22 protein-coding genes and 1 tRNA gene are annotated in these 23967 nt (G+C 63.2%); 8 read left to right on the top strand and 15 right to left on the bottom strand.

The features are described 5' to 3' along the window. The first annotated feature begins 37 nt into the window (after positions 1-37). Positions 38-2311, top strand: coding sequence for an FdhF/YdeP family oxidoreductase (locus J8I29_RS07735; protein WP_209431198.1), 2274 nt, complete (start codon positions 38-40; stop codon positions 2309-2311). 24 nt (positions 2312-2335) lie between these two features. On the opposite strand, the gene J8I29_RS07730 is transcribed toward J8I29_RS07735, so the two are convergent. Next, on the bottom strand, positions 2336-2929 hold the full coding sequence (locus J8I29_RS07730; protein WP_209431197.1) for a TetR family transcriptional regulator: 594 nt from the start codon (positions 2927-2929) through the stop codon (positions 2336-2338). A 307-nt stretch (positions 2930-3236) separates the two neighbouring features. Between J8I29_RS07730 and J8I29_RS07725 the strand changes: the two genes are divergently transcribed. The 3 genes from J8I29_RS07725 to J8I29_RS07715 are packed head-to-tail and all read left to right on the top strand — an operon-like array spanning position 3237 to position 7046. Then, positions 3237-3734 carry a (2Fe-2S)-binding protein gene (locus tag J8I29_RS07725; RefSeq protein WP_105862011.1) on the top strand — a complete coding sequence of 166 codons (498 nt, stop codon included), beginning with the start codon at positions 3237-3239 and terminating at the stop codon, positions 3732-3734. Next, on the top strand, positions 3731-4789 hold the full coding sequence (locus J8I29_RS07720) for a xanthine dehydrogenase family protein subunit M (RefSeq protein ID WP_209431196.1): 1059 nt from the start codon (positions 3731-3733) through the stop codon (positions 4787-4789). The genes J8I29_RS07725 and J8I29_RS07720 overlap by 4 nt, the downstream gene beginning before the upstream one ends. Continuing rightward, the gene (locus J8I29_RS07715) at positions 4782-7046 is read left to right on the top strand and encodes a xanthine dehydrogenase family protein molybdopterin-binding subunit (RefSeq protein ID WP_209431195.1); all 2265 of its coding nucleotides are present in this window, start codon (positions 4782-4784) and stop codon (positions 7044-7046) included. The genes J8I29_RS07720 and J8I29_RS07715 overlap by 8 nt, the downstream gene beginning before the upstream one ends. 141 nt (positions 7047-7187) lie before the next feature. On the opposite strand, the gene J8I29_RS07710 is transcribed toward J8I29_RS07715, so the two are convergent. From J8I29_RS07710 to J8I29_RS07680, 7 genes are all read right to left on the bottom strand, one after another. Continuing rightward, positions 7188-8819 carry an NAD(P)/FAD-dependent oxidoreductase gene (locus J8I29_RS07710; protein WP_209431194.1) on the bottom strand — a complete coding sequence of 544 codons (1632 nt, stop codon included), beginning with the start codon at positions 8817-8819 and terminating at the stop codon, positions 7188-7190. Positions 8820-8962: 143 nt separating this feature from the next. Then, the gene (locus tag J8I29_RS07705; RefSeq protein WP_209431193.1) at positions 8963-9619 is read right to left on the bottom strand and encodes a MerR family transcriptional regulator; all 657 of its coding nucleotides are present in this window, start codon (positions 9617-9619) and stop codon (positions 8963-8965) included. Positions 9620-9923: 304 nt separating this feature from the next. Beyond that, positions 9924-10241 carry an integration host factor subunit alpha gene (locus J8I29_RS07700; protein ID WP_105862006.1) on the bottom strand — a complete coding sequence of 106 codons (318 nt, stop codon included), beginning with the start codon at positions 10239-10241 and terminating at the stop codon, positions 9924-9926. Between the two features lie 255 nt (positions 10242-10496). Beyond that, a complete protein-coding gene (locus J8I29_RS07695; RefSeq protein WP_105862005.1) occupies positions 10497-11474 on the bottom strand; it encodes a beta-ketoacyl-ACP synthase III in 978 nt (325 codons plus the stop codon). Continuing rightward, positions 11474-12547, bottom strand: coding sequence for a phosphate acyltransferase PlsX (gene plsX / locus J8I29_RS07690; RefSeq protein WP_209431192.1), 1074 nt, complete (start codon positions 12545-12547; stop codon positions 11474-11476). Before plsX ends, J8I29_RS07695 begins: the two co-directional genes overlap by 1 nt. 245 nt (positions 12548-12792) lie before the next feature. Then, positions 12793-13332, bottom strand: coding sequence for an AAA family ATPase (locus J8I29_RS07685; RefSeq protein WP_209431191.1), 540 nt, complete (start codon positions 13330-13332; stop codon positions 12793-12795). A gap of 144 nt (positions 13333-13476) precedes the next feature. Then, positions 13477-14841: an L-serine ammonia-lyase gene (locus tag J8I29_RS07680; RefSeq protein WP_209431190.1), complete on the bottom strand. Its 1365-nt coding sequence runs from the start codon at positions 14839-14841 to the stop codon at positions 13477-13479. A 147-nt stretch (positions 14842-14988) separates the two neighbouring features. Between J8I29_RS07680 and J8I29_RS07675 the strand changes: the two genes are divergently transcribed. Beyond that, positions 14989-15064, top strand: a tRNA-Thr gene (locus J8I29_RS07675). Between the two features lie 68 nt (positions 15065-15132). Here J8I29_RS07675 and J8I29_RS07670 read toward each other — a convergent pair. Next, positions 15133-15900, bottom strand: a complete 768-nt coding sequence (locus J8I29_RS07670) for a putative DNA-binding domain-containing protein (RefSeq protein WP_209431189.1) — start codon at positions 15898-15900, stop codon at positions 15133-15135. Positions 15901-15905: 5 nt separating this feature from the next. Then, positions 15906-16787, bottom strand: a complete 882-nt coding sequence (locus tag J8I29_RS07665) for a DUF692 domain-containing protein (RefSeq protein WP_245196765.1) — start codon at positions 16785-16787, stop codon at positions 15906-15908. A gap of 408 nt (positions 16788-17195) precedes the next feature. Here J8I29_RS07665 and J8I29_RS07660 point away from each other — a divergent pair, with 408 nt between their 5' ends. The 3 genes from J8I29_RS07660 to J8I29_RS07650 all read left to right on the top strand — a co-directional run bounded on the left by J8I29_RS07660 (position 17196) and on the right by J8I29_RS07650 (position 19754). Beyond that, a complete protein-coding gene (locus J8I29_RS07660; protein ID WP_209431188.1) occupies positions 17196-17573 on the top strand; it encodes a hypothetical protein in 378 nt (125 codons plus the stop codon). Between the two features lie 24 nt (positions 17574-17597). Next, positions 17598-18398 (top strand): hypothetical protein, encoded by an 801-nt coding sequence (locus J8I29_RS07655; protein WP_209431187.1) that lies wholly within the window; start codon positions 17598-17600, stop codon positions 18396-18398. 771 nt (positions 18399-19169) lie between these two features. Continuing rightward, the gene (locus J8I29_RS07650) at positions 19170-19754 is read left to right on the top strand and encodes a TetR/AcrR family transcriptional regulator (protein ID WP_105865203.1); all 585 of its coding nucleotides are present in this window, start codon (positions 19170-19172) and stop codon (positions 19752-19754) included. Between the two features lie 48 nt (positions 19755-19802). Here the strand turns inward: J8I29_RS07650 and J8I29_RS07645 are convergent, their stop codons facing one another. From J8I29_RS07645 to J8I29_RS07625, 5 genes are all read right to left on the bottom strand, one after another. Beyond that, positions 19803-20333: a metallophosphoesterase gene (locus tag J8I29_RS07645; RefSeq protein ID WP_209431186.1), complete on the bottom strand. Its 531-nt coding sequence runs from the start codon at positions 20331-20333 to the stop codon at positions 19803-19805. 213 nt (positions 20334-20546) lie between these two features. Continuing rightward, the gene (thrS, locus tag J8I29_RS07640; RefSeq protein ID WP_209431185.1) at positions 20547-22499 is read right to left on the bottom strand and encodes a threonine--tRNA ligase; all 1953 of its coding nucleotides are present in this window, start codon (positions 22497-22499) and stop codon (positions 20547-20549) included. Positions 22500-22561: 62 nt separating this feature from the next. Beyond that, a complete protein-coding gene (gene yidD / locus J8I29_RS07635) occupies positions 22562-22861 on the bottom strand; it encodes a membrane protein insertion efficiency factor YidD (protein WP_209431184.1) in 300 nt (99 codons plus the stop codon). Between the two features lie 61 nt (positions 22862-22922). Then, on the bottom strand, positions 22923-23252 hold the full coding sequence (locus J8I29_RS07630; RefSeq protein ID WP_209431183.1) for a hypothetical protein: 330 nt from the start codon (positions 23250-23252) through the stop codon (positions 22923-22925). A 237-nt stretch (positions 23253-23489) separates the two neighbouring features. After that, entirely contained in the window at positions 23490-23933 is a 444-nt protein-coding gene (locus tag J8I29_RS07625; protein ID WP_209431182.1) for an iron-sulfur cluster assembly scaffold protein, read from the bottom strand. Between the last annotated feature and the right edge of the window lie 34 nt (positions 23934-23967).

Below are 23967 nucleotides of genomic sequence, written 5' to 3'. Positions count from 1 at the left end.
GACGATCCACATGTGACATAGGGGAGCAGAGGGACATATGGCCCGCAAGCGCGACGTTCCTGGCATCAGGCCATATGGTAGCCCGGCCGGTGGTTGGGGGGCTCTCAAGGCGACGGCGGCGGCCGTGCGCACGCAGATGGAAGTGCTCGAGGCACCGCTGACCTTGCTGCGGATGAACAAGCCGGATGGTTTCGACTGCCCTGGCTGTGCCTGGCCGGACAAGGAGCACAGCTCGACGTTCCAGTTTTGCGAGAACGGTGCCAAGGCCGTGACCTGGGAGGCGACGAGCAGGCGCGTCACGCCGGAATTCTTCGCCGAACACACCGTCACCGAGCTCCTGGGCTGGAGTGACTATCACCTCGAGAACGAGGGCCGTCTCACCCATCCGATGGCCTATGATTCGCAGACGGACACCTATCAGCCGATCGAGTGGGATGATGCTTTCGCCCGCATCGCCGCCGCCTTGCATAGCCTGCCCGATCCGAACATGGCCGAATTCTATACCTCCGGCCGTGCCTCCAATGAGGCGGCTTTCCTGTTCCAGCTCTTCGCGCGCGAATTCGGCAGCAACAATTTTCCCGATTGTTCGAACATGTGCCACGAGGCCACCAGCGTCGGCCTGCCGCAATCGATCGGCATCGGCAAGGGCACCGTCTCACTGGAGGATTTCGACCATTGCGAGCTGATCCTCTCGCTGGGGCACAATCCGGGCACCAACCATCCGCGCATGATGGGCACGCTGCATGAATGTTCGCGGCGCGGCGTGCCGATCATCGTGTTCAACCCCCTGAAGGAGCGGGCGCTCGAACGTTTCGCCGATCCGCAGAATCCCATCGAGATGGGGACCTTCGGTTCCACGCGGATCGCCTCGTCCTACTATCAGGTCAAGGTCGGCGCGGACGCCGCCGCCCTCAAAGGCGTGATGAAGGCCTTGGTCGAGATGGACGAGGCGTCGGGCAACAAGATACTCGACCACGATTTCATCACCACCCACACCCACGGCTTTGCCGAGTTCGCAGCCGATCTCGGCGCCACCTCCTGGCAGGCCATCGAGGCCATCAGCGGCTTCAGCAAGGCCCAGCTCGGCGAAGTCGCGGAAGCCTATGCCCGTTCCAATGCCACCATCGTCGCCTACGGCATGGGCATCACGCAGCACAACCGGGGAACCGCCAATGTGCAGCAGATTGCCAATCTCCTGTTGCTGAAGGGCAATTTCGGCAAGCCGGGTGCGGGCATCTGCCCCTTGCGCGGCCATTCCAACGTACAGGGCAACCGGACGGTCGGCATTACCGAAAAACCCAACGCTGTCCTGTTCGAGGGGATCGAGCGCACCTTCGGCTTCAAGCCGCCGAGCCATCACGGCCATGACGCGGTGGCCACCATGGAAGCGATCGACGCGGGCAGCTCGAAGGTCTTGATCTGCCTGGGGGGTAATTTCGCCGTCGCCATGCCCGACCCCGAACGCTGCCAAGCCGCCATGCGCAAGCTCGACCTTGCGGTGCATCTCGACACCAAGCTGAACCGCTCGCAACTGCTCATCGGCAAGCAGTCGATCATCCTGCCGGTGCTGGGGCGAACCGAGCGCGACATGCAGGCGAGCGGGCCCCAGGCGGTGACGGTGGAAGATTCCATGTCGATGGTGCACGCCTCGCGCGGCAAGCTGCCGCCGGCCTCCGAGCACCTGCGCTCCGAGACGGCCATCGTCGCCGGCATGGCGATGGCGACGCTGCCGAACAGCAAGGTGTATTGGGCGGAAATGGTCGCCGATTACGATCTCATCCGCGATGCGATCGAGAGCGTCCTGCCGGACTTCAAGGATTACAACCGGCGGATTCGCATCCCCGGCGGCTTCCGCCTGCCGCTGCCGCCGACGGAGCGCATCTGGCCGACTCCCTCGGGCAAGGCCGAGTTCCTGCCCTTCAAGGGACTTGAGGAGGACGCGATGATGGCCGATGCCAGCCTGCTCAAGCTGGCGACCATCCGCAGCCATGACCAGTACAACACCACGATCTACGGGTTGAACGACCGCTATCGCGGCGTGTTCGGCCGCCGCGACGTGTTGTTCGTGAACGAGGCGGATCTATCCCGTCTGGGACTGGAGCATGGCGATCTCGTCGAGATCGAGACGGCGCTGCCGTCGGGCGAACCCCGGCGCCTCAGCCTCACCGCCATCGCCTATGACATCGCCCGTGGCTCGGTCGCGGCCTATTATCCCGAAGCCAATGGGCTGGTGCCCCTCGACCACAAGGATGAGGAAAGCGGCACGCCTTCCTACAAATCCGTGCCGGTGCGCATCCGCAAAGCAGGGTGATCGGAAGGCCCGGCGACCGGAGATTCAACCTGCCTTGGCAGCTCCGACACACAGGCCGTCGACGAAAACGTCGGCGAGCCTTTGTACGGCTTCCAGCCAGCCGGGATGGTCGCGCATGTAGCACATGCCTACCAGGGCCCGCAGCAGGTCCTCCGGCGTGATATCAGCCCGCATCTGTCCGGCGGCAACGGCCCGGGCCAGCAGGATGCCCAGTGCCGTGGTCAGACGGTCGAAGGAATAGGCATAGAGTTCGGACGGAGCATAGGCGGCGAGCGCCAATGCCGTCAGCATGCCTTTCTTGGTCGCGACCAATTGCACATTGGCATGCAGCCAGCGACGGACGGCATCGACCGGCTCCATGCCGTCCTTCAGTTGCTCCGCCAATTCGCTGAGATGATCCACTTCCTGCCGATAGACCGCCTCGAACAGTGATTCGCGGGTGGGAAAGTGGCGGTAGAGCGTGCCGATGCCGACTTCCGCCTGCCTTGCGACGGCCTCCAGGCTCGCCTCGGAGCCACCCCTGCTGAAGACGGTCTTGGCGGCCGCCAGCAGCCGTTCCCGATTGCGGATCGCATCGGCGCGCGGCTTGCGGCTTGTTTTCCCGTTTCGCTCCACCATCTGAATTCAGTCAGCCTGCCCCTTGCAAAACGGAGGGACCCTCCGTATAAATACTGCATGAGCATCAAAACAGACAGATGCTTTTCAATCAAATCGAAGCCCGGCCTTGCCGGGCGATGCGTTTGCAGCGGGGCGCCGAGATTATGTCCGGCGACCCGAAGCCGGGAGCTCGGTCCCTCCGGGTCGTGCTCCCAGGAGACTCTGAAGACACGGGCGCTTTTCGTTCCGAGAGAATCGGCCACACCCCAAAAGCGCTTCGCTCTCCGCAGCCTCGACAGTTCAAAAAATCAGTCGATTGGAGCAGTGCATGACTTTCTCCATCAGCCTCACCGTCAACGGCGAGCAACGCCATGTTGAACTCGACGATCCCAGGGTGACGCTTCTCGATCTCCTGCGGGAGCGCCTCGACCTCACCGGCACCAAGAAGGGATGCGACCGCGGTCAATGCGGCGCCTGCACCATTCTGGTCGACGGCCGCCGCATCAATTCCTGCCTGGCGCTTGCCGTCAGCCATGATGGCGCGTCGATCGAAACCATCGAGGGCATCGCCCAGGGCGAGAATCTCCACCCCATGCAGGCGGCCTTCATCGCCCATGACGGTTTCCAGTGCGGCTTCTGTACGCCCGGCCAGATCATGAGCGCCATCGGCCTTCTCCGTGAAGGCCAGGCGGGCGACGATCCCGAGCGTATTCGCGAGGGGATGAGCGGCAATCTGTGCCGCTGCTCCGCCTATGCCGGCATCACCGAGGCCGTGCTGGAGGCTCATCATGTCCTCGCCGAGGGCGACCGGAGGAAATCGGCATGAAGAGCTTCGATTATGTGAGGCCCGCCACCATCGCCGAAGCCGTCGCGGCGGCGTCCCAGCCCGGCTCTGCCTTTCTCGCGGCCGGCACCAACCTCCTCGATCTGATGAAGACCGGCGTGAGCCGTCCCGACCGGCTCGTGGATGTCACCCGTCTGCCGGATCTCGGTGCGGTCGAATGGCAGCCCGATGGCAGCGTCAGGATCGGTGCGCTGGTGCGCAATGCGGATCTCGCCCATGATCCGGTTTTCTCGAAAACCTATCCCGCGATTGCCGAGGCGCTGCTGTCGGGTGCGTCCGGCCAGCTGCGCAATGCGGCGACCGTCGGTGGCAATCTGATGCAGCGTACACGCTGTGCCTATTTCTTCGACGTCACCGGCGCCTGCAACAAGCGCGCCCCGGGGTCGGGCTGCGATGCCCGGGGCGGCGAGAACCGCCTGCATGCCATATTGGGCTGGAGCGAGGCCTGCATCGCAACCCATCCCTCGGATTTCTGCGTGCCGCTGGCGGCTTTCGGCGCCATGGTGGAAATCGAGGGCAGGGCAGGGCGTCGTGAAATCCCGTTCGGCGATCTGCATCGTCTTCCGGGCGATGCGCCGGAGCACGATACGGCTCTGGAGCCGGGCGAACTGATCGTGGCGGTGAGATTGCCCGGCGATGCCGCCGGCTTTGCGGCGAATGCCCGGTATCTCAAGGTTCGCGAGCGGACATCCTATGCCTTTGCCGTGGTCTCGGCGACCGCTGCCCTGCGCCTCAGGGATGGGGTGATCGAGGAGGCGCGGCTGGCGCTTGGCGGCGTTGCGGCCAAGCCCTGGCGGCCGCTCGAAGCGGAAGCGACCCTGACCGGCGCCGTGCCGGACGAAGGCGTCTTCCGGCGCGCGGCGCAGGCCGCCCTCGCCGGGGCGAAGCCTTCGGGCGACAATGAATTCAAGATTGAACTCGCGCGCCGCACGCTTGCGCGCGCCCTGGCCGAAGCGGCCGCCGGCACGCCGGATCGTATCCCCGCTTTGCCGGGTTCTCCTTTCTCAACCCTGCCCGGAGCACGCCGAGATGCCTGAACTCGTCACGCCCGACCTCAAGCCGAACCGGTCTCCCGCTCATGTCCGGCACGGCTCCAATATCGGCCAGCCTTTGACGCGCCGCGACGGCGTGCTCAAGGTTACCGGCGCCGCACGCTACGCGGCCGACAATCATCCTGCTGGCATGCTCTACGCCGTGATCGCCGCGGCGCAGATTGCCCGTGGCCGGGTTGCCGCTCTCGACGTCGAGGCGGCCAAGGCCCATCCGGGCGTGGTGGAGGTGATGACACCGGATCACAAGCCGGCGCTGGCGCAGGATCCGGATGCCAAGGACCATCCCTTCATGTTCCGGCTCGATGTCCTGCAGAACGACCGCGTGCGCTATGCGGGGCAGCCCATCGCCGTGGTGATCGCGCAGTCACTGGAAGCCGCGACGGAGGGCGCCGCCCTGCTGGCCCCACGCTACGAGATGGAAACAACCAGGGTCGGCCTCGATGGCGACAGCTTCGTGCCGGCGGCCGTGGGCGTCGGCAACCCCTCGCAAACCGTGCATGGCGACATCGAGGCCGGTTTCGCCGAGGCGGACAAGCGGATCGAGGCCGTCTACGAGACGCCCACCCAATATCACAACCCGATCGAGCCGCATGCCATCGTCGCAAGCTGGCAGGGCGACAGCCTTTCGATCGATACGCCTAGCCAGGGCATGGCGATGGCGCAGGGCCGCATTGCCGGCCTCTTCGGCATCGCACCGGACAAGATCCATATCCGCAGCCCGTTTCTCGGCGGCGGCTTCGGCTGCAAGGGGCTGGTTTCGGGGCCCCAGATCCTGGGCATCATGGCGGCCCGCCTCGTCGGCCGGCCGGTGAAGCTCGTGCTTCGGCGCGATCAGATGTACGGGCCGGTGGGCCATCGCGCGCCTACCCGGCAAACTTTGCAGCTCGGCGTTGCCGCAGACGGGGCGCTGAGGGCGCTCGTCCATCACGCCAGGACTGCTTCCTCGACCTTCGACGACTTCTTCGAGCCTGCCGCCAGCGCTTCGCATGCGCTCTATGCCAGCCCTGCCATCGCCACCACCTATGACGCCGTGCGCACCGATACGGGAACCCCGCTGTTCATGCGGGCGCCCGGCGAGGCCTCCGGTTCCATCGCGCTGGAAAGCGCGATGGACGAAGCGGCCTGGGCAAGTGGCATCGATCCGCTCGAGTTCCGGCTCAGGAACTATGCCGAAATCGAACCAACCACCGGCAAGCCCTTCTCTTCGAAAGCCCTGCGCGAATGCTATGCGGAAGGCGCCAAGCGTTTCGGCTGGGCCGGCCGGCCGCTCGCCCCCCGCGCGATGCGCGACGAAGCCGGCTTTCTCGTCGGCTGGGGCATGGGCACGGCCATCTTTCCGGCCCTGATGTTCCAGGCCGAGGCGCGGGCCGTGATCCGGCGCGACGGTTCCGGCCTGATGGAGACCGGCGCCCATGACATGGGACAGGGAGCCTGGACAGCCTTGGCCCAGATCGCTGCCGACGGCCTGGGGCTCGACATCGACCGCGTGGAATTCCGGGCAGGTACCTCCGACCTGCCGGATGCCGGCATCGCCGGTGGTTCGGCGCATACGGCAACGGCCGGTGCGGCGATCCATGAAGCCGGTGCGGCGGTGATCGCCAAGCTGGCGGATCTGGCTGTAGGCGACGAGCGCTCGCCGCTGTTCGGCGCCGGCAATGCCGGGGTGATCGCCCGCGACGGCCGTCTCCATCGACGCGACGATGAAAGCCGCAGCGAGAGCTATGCCGATATTCTCGGCCGCGCAGGCCTGGCGGAAATCGAGGCCCGGGGGCGCGGCAGCGCCGACCCCGCGTCGCAGGCGAGCTATGCCATGCATGCCCATGGCGCGGTGTTCGCCGAGGTCAAGGTCGATCCCGATCTCGGGCAGGTGCGTGTCAGCCGGCTCGTCGGCGCCTTTGCGGCCGGCCGGATCATCAACCCCCATCTGGTTCGCAGCCAGTATCTCGGAGGCATGATCTGGGGGGTCTCCTTCGCGCTGCACGAGCATGCGGTGATCGATCACCGTTCCGGCCGGATCATGAATGCGGATCTCGCCGAATACCATGTGCCCGTCAATGCCGACGTACCGTCACTGGAGGCCATCCTGGTCGAGGAGCACGATCCGCATGTGAACGCGCTCGGCATCAAGGGCGTCGGCGAGATCGGCATCACCGGCACGGCCGGTGCCGTGGCCAACGCCGTCTGGCACGCGACCGGCAAGCGCGTGAGGCATTTCCCGATTGCCATCGAGGAATTGCTGTGAGATAGCGGTCATCCCGGACGCGCAGCAGCACGAAGTGGTGCGGCGCAGATCCGGGATCGCCCACGGGATGGATCTCATTTTCATCGCGGTCCCGCGTCTGCGGCGCGCTACTTCGTGCTGCACCGCGCGCGGGATGACGGCCTAGACCCGGTCGCAGAGCATCTCCCGTGCGGCGTTATGGCCGGGCGCCCCGGTGACGCCGCCGCCGGGATGCGTGCCTGAGCCGCAGATATAGAGCCCCTTTACCGGTGTGCGGTAATCGCCATAGCCGAGCATGGGCCGGGCCGAGAAGAGCTGGTCGAGCGACAGCGCGCCGTGGAAGATGTCGCCGCCGACCAGGCCGAACACCCGTTCGAGATCGAGGGGCGTCAGCACCTGGCGTCCGAGCACGCTCTGCCTGAAGCCGGGGGCGTAGCGCTCGACCGTGTCGATCATCAGGTCGGCGACTTCCTCGCGATGGGCGTCCCAACTCGCGCCATTCGGCAGTTGCGGCGCCACATATTGGCAGAACAGGCTGGCGACGTGTTGGCCCTTGGGTGCGAGCGTGTCGTCGAGCGTGGAGGGGATCAGCATCTCCACGATCGGCTGCCGGCTCCAGCCGTTACGACGGGCCTCCAGGAAGGCCTCTTCCATATAGTCAAGGCTCGGCCCGATGATGATGCCGGCGGTGTGGTGGATGCCCTGTTCTTTGCCGGGCAGGGCGGTAAAGCTGGGCAATTCGGAGAGTGCCACATTCATGCGCAGCACGCCCGAGCCGCATTTGAAACGGCGGATGCGCTGCAGGAAATCGGCCGGCACGGCATCTTCCGGCACGATCCTGTCGAAGAGCAGGCGCGGGCCGATATTGGCGGCGACGGCCTTGGCGCGGATGACGCGGCCATCCTCCAGTTCCACGCCGGCCGTGACGCCCTTCTCCACGATGAGGCGACGGACGGGGGCCTGCGTCTCGATCTCGGCGCCGGCCTCGCGGGCGGCGTTGGCCATGGCCTGCGTGATCGCACCCATGCCGCCGATGGCATGGCCCCAGGCGCCCTTCTTGCCGTTTACCTCGCCGAAGACGTGGTGCAGCAGCACATAGGCCGAACCCGGCGTCGAGGGGGCGGCATAGGAGCCGACGATGGAGTCGAAGCCGAACAGGACCTTCGCCTCCGGACTTTCGAACCAACCGTCGAGATAGTCGCTCGCCGATTTGGTGAAGAGGTCGAGCAGCACGCGGCGATGATGCATGTCGAGCTTGGATAGCCGATGCCCGAGCTTGCCAGCGCGCAGCAATTCCGGCAGCGAGCCGAACCAGCCTTCGTCGGAGACGTTGGGCGGGGTCTCCAGGATGAGATCGCGCAGCACGTCGGCGATGGTGTCGATCTCGTCGCAATAGGCCGGGAAGCGAGCAGCATCCTTCTGGCTGAACTTGGCGATCTCGTCCTGTGTGCGGCCCTCGCCGCAAAGGATGTAGCGCCCGTCGGGGAAGGGGAAGAAATTGGAGGCCTGGCGCTCGACCACCCTGAGGCCGTGACGCTCCAGCTCCATATCCCTGATGACCTTGGGATTGAGCAGGCTCACCGTGTAGGAGGCTACGGAATTGCGGAAGCCAGGATGGAACTCTTCGGTCACCGCGGCGCCGCCGACGACGGAGCGGCGCTCGAGCACCTTCACCCGCCGGCCGGCCCGGGCGAGATAATAGGCGCAGGTCAGGCCGTTATGGCCACCGCCGATGATGACAGCGTCATAGGGAGTAGTCGCGGTATGAACCGCCGGTGAAGATGCGCTGGCCAATTCGCCGAAGCCTTTTCGTTATGGCGGTGCGCCTGGAACCACGAACGTCTGGTCCGCTTCCCGGAACGCTCCGCCGGCTGTCTAGGCAGAGCGGACGGGACGTCCGCGGTCCCAGCCGCGGCAGTTTCCCGTCGAACGATCCATCAGCCGCGGGCAGCTTCCAGGATGTGCTTGCACTCGCCGAGTTCCAGTAGAACCGTCTGCAGCCGCCTGCGCCGCTCCTCGCTCAGCGACAAGCCGCTGCCGCTTTCGGTCTGCGCGACCGGATGCGGCGCCGGGCGCGGCTCGCTGCGCATGGGCGGGCCTGCCAGGGATGACAGCGGCAGCGAAGCCTGCGCCGGCGGCGGCTCATAGGCTTCGGGCTCTTCGTCGAAGACCGGCTCGATCCGATCATCGCCCTCGTCGTAGTCGCTCGCGCGACCACCCGGCGCAGGGGCCTCTGCCTCGGGCCATTCAGCCCGCTCACGGCGGCGCTCTTCCTCGTCGGCCCGTGGGATCACCGCGACGGGCGGCACATAGTCCTCGTTCTGAGCCCGGCCGATCTCGATGACATGCCGATTGCCACGCTCCTTGAGGATGCGCTGCACACCCTTGATGGTGTAGCCCTCGCCATAGAGATAGTAGCGAATGCCCTTGAGCAGGTCGATGTCGTCAGGGCGATAATAGCGACGCCCGCCACCGCGCTTCAGCGGCTTGATTTGGCTGAAGCGTGTTTCCCAGAAGCGCAGGACATGCTGGGGCAGGTCGAGATCCTCGGCGACCTCGCTGATCGTGCGAAACGCGTCAGGTGCTTTTTCCATGCTGCCGGACTCCCGAGCGGAAAGCGGCGAATCGTGCCTTTCCCCTATCACTCGTCCGATTCTGTAATGAAAGACAAGCGTTTATCACTTGTTTCCAACCCAAAACATCATCGGATGGTAGCTTGAAACCGTTGGAGGGAAAGGAAATGGCCATTCCCGGCGGGTGGGGGCGGCCGCAACGACGGATGGTTTGGGAGATGCTCGTCATGCGCACGGATGGCGCGGATGCACCGGAATTGCCCTCTCTCTCGCAAACTTGGACTGATCAATCAATTATGAATTTGCCAGCAAGGCCGAAGTCCGACTAGTCGTCGGTCACGCCGTCGACATTCTCGCCGTTGATCTGGGCCTTGAGAATGTTGGAAGGCTTGAAGACCATGACGCGGCGAGGGGAGATGGGCACTTCCTTGCCGGTCTTGGGATTGCGGCCGATACGCTCGCCCTTGGAGCGCACCACGAAGGAGCCGAAGGACGACAGCTTCACCGTCTCGCCCCGCTCGAGGCAACTGGAGATTTCATGCAGGACCATCTCGACCAGTTCCGAGGACTCGGTCCGCGACAGGCCCACTTTTTGGTAAACCGCTTCGCAAAGATCTGCTCTTGTGACGGTATTTCCCGCCATCGCTTTCATGCCCCACGTTGGACAGGCTCCATGAAGAGGCCACCTGTCTGTTATCCGTTCGATGCAGCCCGGAACCGCGGGAAGCCTGTCCCGCCACGAATCCGCCCCGCAAATCATCCCAGCAGGGCCGGCACTGAAGTCCCGACTCTATGTCACTGAAAACGCGAAGCTATTGACGAAATCGGTCAAGGTCAACCACCAATCGAAACCGGTGTTCGCTTCCGCCTCGGTCAGGCAACCGTCAAATTCGTCAGACTACCAGCGGATCAGGGACGCGCCCCAGGTGAAGCCACCGCCCATGGCCTCCAGGAGGACGAGGTCTCCCCGCTTGATGCGTCCGTCCTTGACGGCGGTGTCGAGCGCCAGGGGAATCGAAGCCGAGGAGGTGTTGGCATGCTCGGAAACCGTGAGCACCACCTTCTCCGGCGGCAGGCCGAGCTTTTCAGCGGTGGCGTGGATGATGCGGGCATTAGCCTGGTGCGGCACGAACCAATCCACTGCGTCATAGGGCAAACCGAGATCATCCATGGTGTCGATGATGATCTGCGGCACCATGCCGACCGCCAGCTTGAAGACTTCCTTGCCGTCCATGCGCAGCTTGCCGACAGTGCCCGTGGTGGAGGCACCGCCATCCACATACAGCTTCGACTTATGACGCCCGTCCGAGCGCAGTTTGGTGGCCAGGACGCCCTGATCGTGGATGGAACCGTCGTTCATCGTGGCTTCGACCACCACCGCGCCGGCACCGTCGCCGAACAGCACGCAGGTGGTACGATCCGACCAGTCCAGAATGCGCGAATAGGTCTCGGCACCGATGACGAGCGCATGCTTGGCCGAGCCCGAGCGCAGGAAATTATCGGCAATGGAAAGGCCATAGACGAAACCGGTACACACGGCCTGGACGTCAAAGGCGGCGCCGCCGGTCATGCCGATATTGGCCTGCACGGTGGTGGCCGTGGCTGGGAAGGTGTTGTCGGGCGTCGAGGTCGCCAGCACAATCAGGTCGATGTCGGAACCTTTCAGGCCGGCATCCGCCAAAGCGCGTTCGGCCGCCTTGGTGGCGAGATCCGAGGTGAATTCGCCCTCCGCCGCCTGGTGGCGGGCACGGATGCCGGTACGCTGCACGATCCACTCGTCAGAGGTGTCGACGAGCTTGGACAGATCGTCATTGGTGACGCGCTTTTCCGGCAGATAGGAGCCGATGCCCCTGATGACAGAACGAATTGTCGCCATTATGCAGCGTCCGGATTGCTGGCGGCGGCCATCACGGCGCGGTGGTCGAAGCTCAGGCTTTCGGTGATTTTCGTCATGAGTTCTTGTTTAACCATATCATAGGCCAAATCGATGGCGGCAGCGTAGCCTTCGGCATTGGCGCCCCCATGGCTCTTGATCACGATGCCGTTGAGGCCGAGGAAGACGCCGCCATTGACCCGGTTGGGATCGAGCTTTTCGCGCAAAGCCTGGAAGGCGCCGCGGGCGAAGAGGTAACCGATGCGCGCCATCAGAGTGCGCGACATGGCCGAACGCAAATAGGAAGCAATCTGCTTGGCCGTGCCTTCGGCGGTCTTGAGCGCGATATTGCCGGCAAAACCCTCCGTCACCACCACGTCGACGGTGCCCTTGCCGAGATCGTCGCCCTCGACGAATCCATGGTAGGTCAGGTCGGGCAGGCTGGTCTCGCGCAGGATACGGCCGGCCTCGCGCACCATTTCGAGACCCTTGACCTCCTCGACGCCGACATTGAGCAGGCCGACGGTCGGCCTTTCCACCCCCAGCACGATGCGGGCCATGGCCGCGCCCATGACCGCCATGTCGATCAGGGCATTGGAATCGGCACCGATGGAGGCACCGACATCGAGCACGATCGATTCGCCTCGCAGGGTCGGCCACAGGGCGGCGATGGCAGGGCGGTCGATCTCGGCGAGCGTGCGCAGGCAAAAGCGCGCCATCGCCATCAGCGCGCCTGTGTTGCCGGCCGAAACCGTGGCATCCGCCTCGCCCTTGTTGATGGCGTCGATGGCCAGCCACATCGAGGATTTCTTGCGACCATAGCGCAGGGCATGGCTCGGCTTGTCGTCCATGCGGATGGCGACATCGGTGTGATGGACGCTGGAAACGGCCTGAAGGCGCGGGCGGGTGACGAGCAGCGGGGCGATGACCGCCTCATCGCCATAGAAGAAAAAGCTCAGATCGGGATGGCGGGTGAGGGCCAGCTCGGCGGCCGGAATCACAACCGTGGGGCCGTGGTCGCCCCCCATCGCGTCGAGAGCGATACGAATTTTCGAAGCCCGATTGTCGGAAGCCATGAAGTGTTCGGTTGCCCTGTTGCGTCTGGCCGCTGCGTACGGCGGGGGAGGCGCTGCGTTTTGCAGCAAAAGACCATGCACCACAAGAGTGTAGCGAAGGTTGATGGCCGGAATTTAGGCACGGCCAGGATGTAGAAGCCGTCGATTGGCCGATTCTCACGTCAAAATCATGGTGAGGAAAGCCGCGATTGCAAGAAAATGCATAGCTGCCTCGCGACCCCTTGGCGGATGCTTTCTCGGGCACATCAGGGCTTCAGCCGAAAGCTTCCGCGGGCGGCGGCCTTTCGGACGGCCGCCAGCGTGGCCGCAGGAGCCTGCCCTTCCGTTGCGATGGCATGATGTTCGAGTGGCCCCAAATCGGAGAATTGCTGGTGCAGCGCCGTGATCGGCCCGGGATCGCTGAGAGTGTCGCCGCTGCGCAGGCGGCAGCGTTCGATCGCCGCCGCCAGAGGAGGGCGCAGCACCACATAATGGACGGGCATGGCGAGCGTCTTGAAAGGCGAGAGGAACCAGGGACCGACAATGCCGTCCAGGATCACGAAATAGCCGCCACGGGCATAGGCCCGAGCGGCACCGACGAGGACATCGATCACGACCGCATTCTGATGATGGGCTTCAGGCAGATAGGGCGCGATCGCGCCATTCTTGATGAAATGCCAGAAATCGTCGGCGTGCAGATGCACGGCCGGCGCACCGGGCTCGGAGGCGAGGGCTTGTGCCGTCGTCGTCTTTCCCGAACCCGGAGGGCCGGTGAGAATGAGGATATGGCCTGCAAGGTCGGGCATGGGCTCTAGCAACAATCGGCGGAGAAGGAATATCCCCGCCTTATTGGGCTTGTGCCGCAGGAGCGCAAGTCTTTGGCGCGGCGGCTGCTGGCCTGCCGATCGCGCATGGCCGCAGGCCGATCCGGGAATCGCGATTGTAAGGCGTCAGCATTCCACCGCATTCACGGCGAGGCCGCCTTGCGAGGTTTCCTTGTATTTGGATTGCATGTCCGCGCCGGTGACGCGCATCGTGGTGATCACCTGGTCGAGGCTGACCTTGTGGGTGCCGTCCCCCCGCAGAGCGAGAGAGGCGGCGGCGATCGCCTTGTTGGCGCCGAAGGCGTTGCGCTCGATGCAGGGGATCTGCACCAGGCCGCCGATCGGGTCACAGGTCATGCCGAGGTGATGCTCCATGCCGATCTCGGCCGCGTTCTCGACCTGCCCGATGCTGCCGCCGAGCGCCGCGGCAAGCCCGCCCGCCGCCATCGAGGCGGCAACGCCGACCTCGCCCTGGCAGCCGACCTCCGCGCCCGAGATCGAGGCGTTCATCTTGAACAGCATGCCGATTGCCGCAGCCGTGAGCAGGAACTCGTCGGCGCCGGCTTCCGAATAGTCGCAAAAATCATGGTAGTATCGAAGTACCGCCGGCACGATGCCCGCCGCACCATTCGTGGGAGCCGTCACCACGCGGCCGCCGGCGGCGTTCTCCTCGTTCACGGCGATGGCGAAGAGGGAGACCCAGTCCATCACCTCATGCGGGGCGCGGACATTGCGGCCGATATCGCTGAGCAGGCGGTCATGCAGGGCCTTGGCCCGGCGCTTCACCCGCAGACCGCCCGGCAATTCGCCCTCCTGGCTGATGCCGCGGTCGATGGCGGCATTCATCACCGAGCGGATGCCGGCGAGCCGCTCGCGGACGGCGGCTTCGGGCTGGCTCGCGGTCTCATTGGCGAGCACGATGCCGCCGATGCTCAGACTGTGCTCGCTCCCCAGGCGCAGCAGGTCGGCGCTGCTGCGGAACGGGTAGGGGACGTCCGCCGTCGCTCGCGCCGCGGCGTTTTCCCCCTCCGCCAGCACGAAGCCGCCGCCGACGGAATAGTAGAATTCCGTGGCGAGGGCGGCGCCATCCTCGTGCCAGGCCGTGAAGGAGAGGGTGTTGGGATGGCCTTTGGGCTGCGTCTTGCGATCGAAGACGATGTCGCGGTTGCGCTCGAAGCTCATGGCGCGGCGTCCGCCCAGCGCGAGCATGCCCTTGCTGGTGGCGTCTTCCACGATTGCGGCGACGGTTTCGGGATCGACGGTCTCGGGTTCCTCGCCCGCGAGACCCAGGATCACGGCGATATCGCTGGCATGCCCGTGGCCGGTCCAGGCCAGCGAGCCGTAAAACACGGTTTCGACCCGGTGGGTGTGGATGAAACGGCCTTGCTTGCGGAGCGACTGCACGAAACGATTGGCGGCACGCATGGGGCCGACAGTGTGCGAAGACGAGGGGCCGATGCCGATTTTGAAGATGTCGAAGACACTGATCATCGGCTCTGAGTTCCCATCAAAGTGTCGCAGCTGGACCCTCACAATCGAAACACGCCACCGCTCAGTGGAGCGTAACGGATGTTACACCAACTTTCATTGCACAGGAAACTTGCGCGATGGGGCCCGAATTGCTACCCCAAAACCGACGCCGGTTTAGCTCAGCTGGTAGAGCAACCGCCTTGTAAGCGGTAGGTCGCGAGTTCAAGTCCCGCAACCGGCACCATTTCCCAGCCTATCATGATCCGAGGACCATAGCGCCGCAGATGCGGCCTTGGCTGTCGCGGGCTCGTGTCATCTCGCGACGAGGTCGCTCAGCAGGCCCTCTGCGGCCCATGCGCCGAGATAGGTGGCGACGGGACCACTGCCGGGTGTGCCCGACTTCGGGCTTGGCGTAGCGCTAAGCTTTCCCGCGCAGGCTGCGTCCCATAACGTTGCCTCGGCGGGGGCCAATGAACGAAAATGTACTGTCGCATGTCGGCGCCAGACGATCACCCCTTGCGGTTCGGAATATCGCATTTCCGCAGGCGCAGGTCGTGCGCCTTCCAATTCCGACCAGATCGTTGCCGCATTCGAAAGCAGGCTGAGCCGGCGGACGCTTGGATGCGGTATGACTACGAAATCCGCCTGTGCATCGGCCATTGCGATGGCGGGAGCCGATACCGCCAGGGCGGTGTGATCGGGTGCGTCGAAAGCGTCGGCCAGCGCCTCCGCGATCCGGGCCAGATCGGCAATCACGGGCCGATCGGCATACGGCGCGTTGCGCTCGAGAAATGCGGGCAAATCGCGGCAGAACTGACATAAACTCGTATGCCGCGAGGGCACAGCGTCGATATAGGCATGTGCCAGCGTTTCGAAGGCATTGTCGCCGAGATAGGCCGCAAGGATGCCGTTCCGGCGGCGGACCGCCTCGTAGAGCCGCAACAGATAGGCCTCGCGATAGATGTCGACGAGAGCACTGCGCGTTTCGTGCGCGCCGTCGAGGATCTCGGCGAGAATGCCGTCGTCGCCGGCAGCAATGGCGTTCTGAAACGCGGCCTGGATGGCCGCCAGATCCCTCATGGTCATCAGCGAAATGCCTTGCCCAAGACACCATCTGCGATAATTCGGCTGCGTTCCACCTCGGCAACGAGCTCACCGAGCGAGGCGCTGTCGTCATCCTGTTCGACCATGGTCGAGACCGGGCCGAAACGCCGCAGCGCCGCGGCGTACAGGGCCCAAACTTCCGTGCTTACGGGTTGGTCATGCGTGTCGACCAGATAGGTGCCGCAATCGCGGTAACCCGCGAGATGAAACTGCGCGACGCGGTCAGCCGGCAGCCCGTCGAGAAAGATGTGCGGATCGAAGCCATGGTTGAAGGCGTTGATGTGAAGGTTGCTGATGTCGAGCAGCAGCCAGCACCCGGTCCGGCGCGCGAGCTCCCCGATGAACTCCCACTCGGTCATTTCCGATCGACGGAAGCGGACATAGGCCGAGACGTTCTCCAGGACCAATGGGCGGCCGAGGATATCCTGCGCACGGTCGACGCGCCCGGCGATATGGTCGAGTGCCTCCTGCGTATAGGGAACGGGGAGCAGATCATGGAGGTTCCTGCCATGCACACCCGTCCAGCATAGATGATCGGAAACCCAGCGTGGCTGCAGGCGGTCCGCCAGAGCCTTGAGCGCGAGCAGGTAGCTTTCGTCCAATTCACCAATCGAGGCAATGGACAGTGAAACGCCGTGCATCACGATCGGATAGTGCTCACGCAAGCGTTCGAGCAGCCGCAAACGGGCCCCGCCCGTCATCATGTAGTTCTCGCTGATGATTTCGAGCCAATCGAGAGGCGGGTGGTCAGCCAGGATTTGCGCGGCGTGATGCTCGCGCAGCCCGGCGCCAAAACCGAGAAATTCCGGTCTCGAAGCCATCAGGTGTTTGAGGGGCTCCGCCGTCTGCGAGGTGTCGCTCATGGGGCACCCGGAAACTACAGCGATGCGTCACGCATAGCGTCTCGCCAACAACACGGACAGCCTTTCACAGGTGCGATCGCGTGGCGATCAATGGTGTTGCACTGGCGGACGGAACTCGGCACGCATCAATGTTCCAAAACATCGCGAAGTCGGATGATCCCGGAAAATTCAAGGGGTGTCCAGCCGATTGAGTCCAGCTGCGATCGCAGGATTATCGTTGCCTTGGCGAGCCGTTATCAGGCCCACTATATCGTCGGACGAACGGTTGCATGACCGGTCTGGTTGTATGGCCGGCAAGTTGCTCGCCACACGAGCGTATGCTATTTTTTGATCGTCTCAGTGCATGTTTGTTGCAGGTGTGGCCGGTCCATTGGATTGCCGTTCGTCGGCGCGATGAGGGGGAGCATAGTGCCTCTGTTCTCTGCACTGTTGCGGCGCGACGCCAAGCTCGAGTCATGCCTCGTCAATGACGCGAGCCATGTGACCGAGGGGGCCTCGGGTGAGCATGTCGGCAAGATTCAGACCGCCCTGATTATCGTCGACAACGCCCAGATCAACAAGGATGAGTTGAGGACGCGAACCTACGGACATTCCACGGCCGCGGCTGTCCTTGCCTATAAGCGGGCCCGGAAGATCATCAATTTCAGCTATCAGACCCAGGCCGACAATATCGTCGGCAAGATGACGATTGCCACCCTCGACAGGGAGATGCTCCAGTACGAGATGCTGGCAAACATACCCAACGCCTGCTCGGGCAGGTCGAAGCCGCCGGGCGTGGTGGTGTAGCGTGGCAATTCCGGAAATTCCGTCATGAAGAAGGTTGCCGTCGTCCACGCGGGCGCCGCCCAGGTCGAGTTGGACTGGGCAAAACAGTTTGCTGGGCTCGACGCTGAGGTGAAGAAGCAATTCGCCACGGTGGTTCAGTGGGTGGAGAGGAGCACCACGGTGCACTCCATCGCCAACGTGACCTGGACGGACACCGTGGCCGCGGTCTCGGCAGCAATCAAGGACGCCGGAACCGGGGGAACCGTCGTCGTCGTCAGCGGCCACGGCGGCGCCGTTCCCGGCAATGTCGACCGAGGCATCATCATCTGGGATCCCAACGCGGCGACTGTCGGCCTCACCTGGACATCGGGCAATTTCGGCAATGGCATGTTCTGGGACGGCGATCATATCGGATACAACACCAGCTCGTCCGGGCCCTCACAGAAGGAGGTCGACGAGAAGAACATCGCCGATGATACCTCGCCGGGAAAGCAGGACACCCTGCACAAGCAAAAGCGGCTCGAAGCGTTTCTTGCTCTCGATCAAATTCGGGTCGCGATCGCCGCGACGAAGATACGACGACTGACATTCACCTCCTGCACGGTTGGCGCAGCGACGGGATTCATCGACGGTCTCGCGAAATTCTTGAAGACCGAAGTCGCGGCGTTCAATCAGGAGACGTCCGTCATCGACGACACGCAGTACAAGCCCTCTGTCCAGGGCAAATCGCGGTTGATCCTCTTTGCCGACAACTCGGCGGATGGCAAAGGCACTAATGTGATGCTGGCCCGGGCAAATTCGCCCAATCTCGACGATCCGAAGATCGCCCATGTCGGAAGACCATGACACCGTCCAGGGTGCCGCAGGCAATTTTGTCTGGCTCATCCCAGCCGCTCTCGTTCGGTTCTGCGCGACTGAAGAGGTTAGGCGGCCAAATACAGCCCGGCCCGTTCTCGATCGAGACAAGTGGCGACAGGCCTCCGACTGATTAAACAGGGTGTGTTGGCACGTGCTGAACCGGGCCGACAACGATCAAGAAGTCATAAATATGTCGCTGCCGCCCAGCAGGAGGAGAGTATCGTCCGCGGTCATTCTCGTGCGTATAGGACGCAAAAATAAAGCGCCGCACCTGTTGGGGAGGTGCGGCGCCCGAATAGAAATCAAACTATGCAATATCCAAAGGCGCAAACGCGCCTTCATCTACTCTTTGGTGCTGACAATCGTTACCGAACTGTCGATACGCTTGAACACTTGGACTGGCTGCAATCCAAACAATGATTGCCGCTCCATCCATGTCCATCTTTATAAGACGCTTCGTCTCCAAATGCAAGAGTTATGAAACGGGGCGTCTTGAAATTTTCGTGAGGTGAGAAAACTGTGCAGCCCGTGATGAGGTGGGGGGCATTCCGGGTCGAGAGCGTTGGAGGCAGGCCGTTCGGTAATTTTTCGCTGGCGGCACGCGAAGCGACACTGCCATGCAAGGTCAGGTTGATTGAAAACAAGCAGAAATGCGTTTATATATGAGACATTACGTCTAGAATATATTCTTGACATTTATAGGAGTTGTCAGTGGCCATTGCGCAGCAGGCGGCACGACCCGTCGGAAGACCGCGCTGCATGGAAACGCATAAGGCGATTTTGCATGCAGCGGCCGAATTGCTTGAACGCGCTCCCTATCGCGATATTTCGGTCGAACGCATCGCGGCTCTCGCCGGGGTGGGCAAGCAGACCATCTATCGCTGGTATGACAGCAAGGCCGATCTTCTGCTCGACGCCTATCTCGCCCGTTGCACCGAGGTGCTGCCGCCGATGGTCGCCGGTGGCGAGCCCATGATGAATTTCCGCAATTATGTGCGTCGCTTGGCTGAATATCTCAACGATCCGATGATGGAAGGCGCCTCCAGGGCCCTGCTTGCGGAGGCGCAGTTCGAGCGTCCGTTCCGAGAGCGCTTCAGCGAGATCGTCATGAAGCGCCGCCAGGAGATCGCCCGGGCTTTCGTGATCTCGGCAATGCACAAGAAACAGATCCGCGACGACGTCGATCCGGATACCGTGCTCGACCTGATCATGTCGCCGATCTTCCAGCGTTTCCATACCACAGTGACGCCGCCCGATGCGGCCTATGTCGACAAGATCTTCGACATGGTGCTGGCGGGGCTGGCCGTGCGGAACGAGCCTGCGGCTCGCGTTGCTGCGGAATAAGATGACAGAACGACAGCTGGCTGCCTCCACAGCCATTCTTTTTGAATGTCAGGTGCCGAAAATCTGCTGACGCCCGGCCATCAGCGCGGCCACCTCCTCCGCGGCCAGAGGGGCATAGCCGTGGCTGTCCACGCCGACATCGAGGCTGTAGCCGAAGGGTTCGCCGTCGAGGCGGCCATGCACATGCCCGAACAGATGCCAGGCGCCGCGCCAGGCTCCCGGCCATTCCCGCATCGGGTAATGGCACATCACGATAGTTTGGCCCTTCCAGCGTAGCTCCCTGATCTCGGCGATCGACCGCAAGCGCCCGGTTGATTCCAGCTTGGCTTGGTCGTCATGATTGCCGAGGACAAGGTGGATCTGGCCATTGAGGCGTTCCAAATAGGCTTCGGCGGGCTTGCCCGCGCGAAAGCTGAAATCGCCGATGTGGTAGACCACGTCGTTGGGCGCGACCTTGCCGTTCCAGCGCGCGATCAAGCCTTCGTCCATCGCCTCGACACTGTCGAAGGGGCGCTTGCACAGGCGGATGATGGATTCATGGCCGAAATGCGTATCGGCGGTGAAGAAGAGCTTGCTCATTGGTGCGTCCATCGAGCGGCAGTGGCCGTCTTGCTTAGAACGGTCGGCCACCCCAAACCATCGGATGGCGGCGCCGCCCCTTGTCATGCCCGGGTTTGACCCGGGCATCCAGAGCCTTGGCAATCGGACCGGTGAGGGGCAGACTGGATTGCCGGGTCAAGCCCGGCAATAATAAGGGTCGAGCCGTCACGGCGCAGGAAGGCGCTTGCCGAACTAGCGCCGCAGATCCGGCGGGGTCGCTTCCTTGACCAACTCGGCGATCGCTTCATCCAGCGGCAGCACCGATTGCGCCTGCGAGCCGAGACGGCGGATCGAGACGGTGCGCTCGGCTCCTTCCTTCTTGCCGAGGGCGAAGATCACGGGGGTCTTGGTGAGGGAATGCTCGCGCACCTTGTAGTTGATCTTCTCGTTGCGCAGGTCGATTTCCGCGCGCAGCCCCGCGGCCCTGAGGGCGGCGACGACCTCTTGGGCATAATCGTCGGCATCCGAGGTGATGGTGCACACCATCACCTGCTCGGGCGCCAGCCAGAGCGGGAAATGGCCTGCATGATTCTCGATCAGGATGCCGAGGAAGCGCTCCATCGAGCCGCAGATGGCGCGATGGATCATCACCGGCGTCTTCTTCTCGCCGTCCGAATCCACGAAGAAGGCGCCGAAGCGCTCCGGCAGGTTGAAGTCGACCTGCGTGGTGCCGCACTGCCAGTCGCGGCCGATGGCATCCTTCAGGGTGTATTCGAATTTCGGCCCGTAGAAGGCGCCTTCGCCCGGATTGATGCCGGTCTTGATGCGCCCGCCGGACTGCTCCTCGATCTCACCAAGCACCCGCATCATCACTTCTTCGGCGCGATCCCACAATTCGTCGGAACCGACGCGCTTTTCCGGCCGGGTCGAGAGCTTGACCACGATCTCGTCGAAGCCGAAATCGGCATAGGTCGACAGGATGAGATCGTTGATCTTCAGGCATTCGGCCGCCATCTGCTCGTCGGTGCAGAAGATGTGGGCATCGTCCTGGGTGAAGCCGCGCACGCGCATCAGGCCGTGCAGGGCGCCCGAGGGCTCGTAGCGATGCACGGCGCCGAATTCGGCAAGGCGCATCGGCAGGTCGCGGTAGGACTTCAGGCCGTGCTTGAAGATCTGCAGGTGGCCCGGGCAGTTCATCGGCTTGATGGCGAAGACGCGGTCGTCGTCCGTGTCCTCGCCGGCGGATTTCGCCATGAACATGTTCTCGCGGTACCAGCCCCAATGGCCGGAGATCTCCCACAGATGCTTGTCGAGCAGCTGCGGGGCATTGACCTCCTTGTAATCGGCCTTCAGGCGCCGGCGCATATAAGCGATCAGCTCCTGGAAGACGGTCCAGCCCTTGCCGTGCCAGAACACCACGCCAGGCCCTTCCTCCTGGAAATGGAACAGATCCATCTCCCGTCCCAGGCGGCGATGGTCGCGCTTTTCGGCTTCCTCGATCTGCTTGAGATAGGCGTCCAGCTCCTCCTGGTTGCGCCAGGCGGTGGCATAGATGCGGGTCAGCATCGGATTGTTCGAGTCGCCGCGCCAATAGGCGCCAGCCACCTTCATCAGCTTGAAGGCGGTGCCGATCTGGCCGGTCGAGACCATATGTGGCCCGCGGCAAAGATCGAACCAGTTGTCCTGATAATAGATCTTCAGATCCTGGTCGGCAGGGATCGCCTCGACCAGCTCGACCTTGAACTTCTCGCCCTTGTCGGCGAACACCTGCTTGGCCTTGTCACGGCTCCAGATCTCGCGGGTGAAGGGGGCATTGCGGGCGATGATCTCGCGCATCTTCGCCTCGATCTTCGGGAAATCTTCCGAAGAGAAGGGCTCGTCGCGATAGAAATCGTAATAGAAGCCGTTCTCGATCACCGGGCCGATGGTGACCTGGGTGTCGGGCCAGAGCGACTGCACGGCCTCGGCCATGACATGGGCGGCATCGTGCCGGATCAGCTCCAGCGCTTCCGGGCTCTCACGGGTGACGATTTCGATGCGGGCGTCGCGACCGATCTCCTCGGCGAGGTCGGTCAGTACCCCGTCGAGCTTCATGGCGATGGATTTCTTGGCGAGGGACTTGGAGATGCCCTCGGCAACCGCTTTGCCGGTCACGCCGGCATCGTAGGAACGCTGATTGCCATCAGGGAAAGTCAAAACAGGCATAGGTTTCTCCAGGCTCACTCCTGCCAACCAAGCAGGTAAGCGATTTCAGGTGATTGGAGGGCTTACTGGCCCTCATCGCAGGTAAAGGGCCGCCGGCGGCCATAGCGCCACGGTCTATACCAGCTCGTGTCGACGGGCAATCGTTCCGGCACGGGATCGAGGCCTGATCCGCCCCAGGGATGGCAGCGGCAGATCCGGGCGAGGCCCATCCAGCCGCCGGCCCATAGGCCATGGCGCTCGATCGCCTCGTCCGCATATTCCGAGCAGCTCGGAAAATAACGGCATTGCCGCCCGATCAGAGCCGACAGCGTGACCTGATAGGTCCGGATGACAAGATGCGCGGCAGTGCGAGGCCAAGTCATGACAAGGGACGGCCCATGACGAGAGGTGACAGGGTCGAAGCCCTTCCGGGCTCGGTCTGGATCAGAGTTCGAGGGCGATATCGGTCTGGAATGTCTCGACGATCTCGATCATGCGCCGAACCTGGTCGAAGGCCGATTGCAGCCTTTCCTCCAACTCGATGAGTTCGTTGAGAGAGGTGACGGTGAACTTGGCTCCGCGCAGGAATTCGCTGCGCTTGAGGGACAGGCTGCGGTCCGCCCAGATGGATTTATAGGCGAGCACCAGTTCATCGGGATAACCCTTGAACAGGGCGACGAGATCCTTGTCCGTTTCGATACGACTATGAACTTCGAATTTCTTGCCGCCGATCAGCCCCGACTTGACGTTTCGCCGCAGGATCAGTTTCAACATGGCGCCCCCGTCCTTACCTAAACGCGCTGCTCATTTCCGGAAAAACCGGCAAGTTCAAGAGCAGAATGGGGCTTTTCCGTCACAATTCGCAAGGGGCAGGGGGGAAATCGTGGAATCGCAGGCTTCCAGCCTGCTCTAGGAAACGCCGAAATCGGAGTGTCGACCTCCAGGTCGACATCATTCAAAGTCGCCGTTTCCAAGAGTGTCGATCTGGAGACCGACACGCCTTTGCAAGGCTTACTCCGCCGCCTTGCCCTTGGCTTCGATACTGTCGAAGGCCGAGACGACAGCGTCGAAAGTGAGCAGGGTGGAGGCGTGCCGCGCCTTGAAGTCGCGCACCGGTTCCAGCACCGCGGCTTCGGCGAAACGCCCCTTGGGGGGCGGGCCGTTCTCCTTGAGCATGCGGCGCATGGTATCGCGCGCCGCGCGCAATTCGTCTGCGCTCGCGCCGATGATGTTGCGGGCCATGATGGAGGAGGAGGCCTGCCCGAGGGCGCAGGCCTTCACGATATGGGCGAAATCGGAGACCTTGCCGTCTTCGACCGCCAGCTCCACCGAGACGGTGGAACCGCACAGTTTGGAATGGGCCGTGGCTGCGGCATCTGCGCGCGGCAGATGGCCGATGCGCGGAATATTGGCTGCCAATTCGAGGATACGTTTATTATAGACGTCGTCGAGCATGGGTGGACGCTTGATTGTATGCGCTTCGTTCTCA

The organism is Labrys sp. LIt4 (genome assembly GCF_017813775.1).
GTDB classification, from domain to species: Bacteria; Pseudomonadota; Alphaproteobacteria; order Rhizobiales; family Labraceae; genus Labrys; species Labrys okinawensis_A.
Note: the sequence above shows the minus strand (reverse complement) of the source record. Positions and strands in the feature narration are given on the sequence as shown.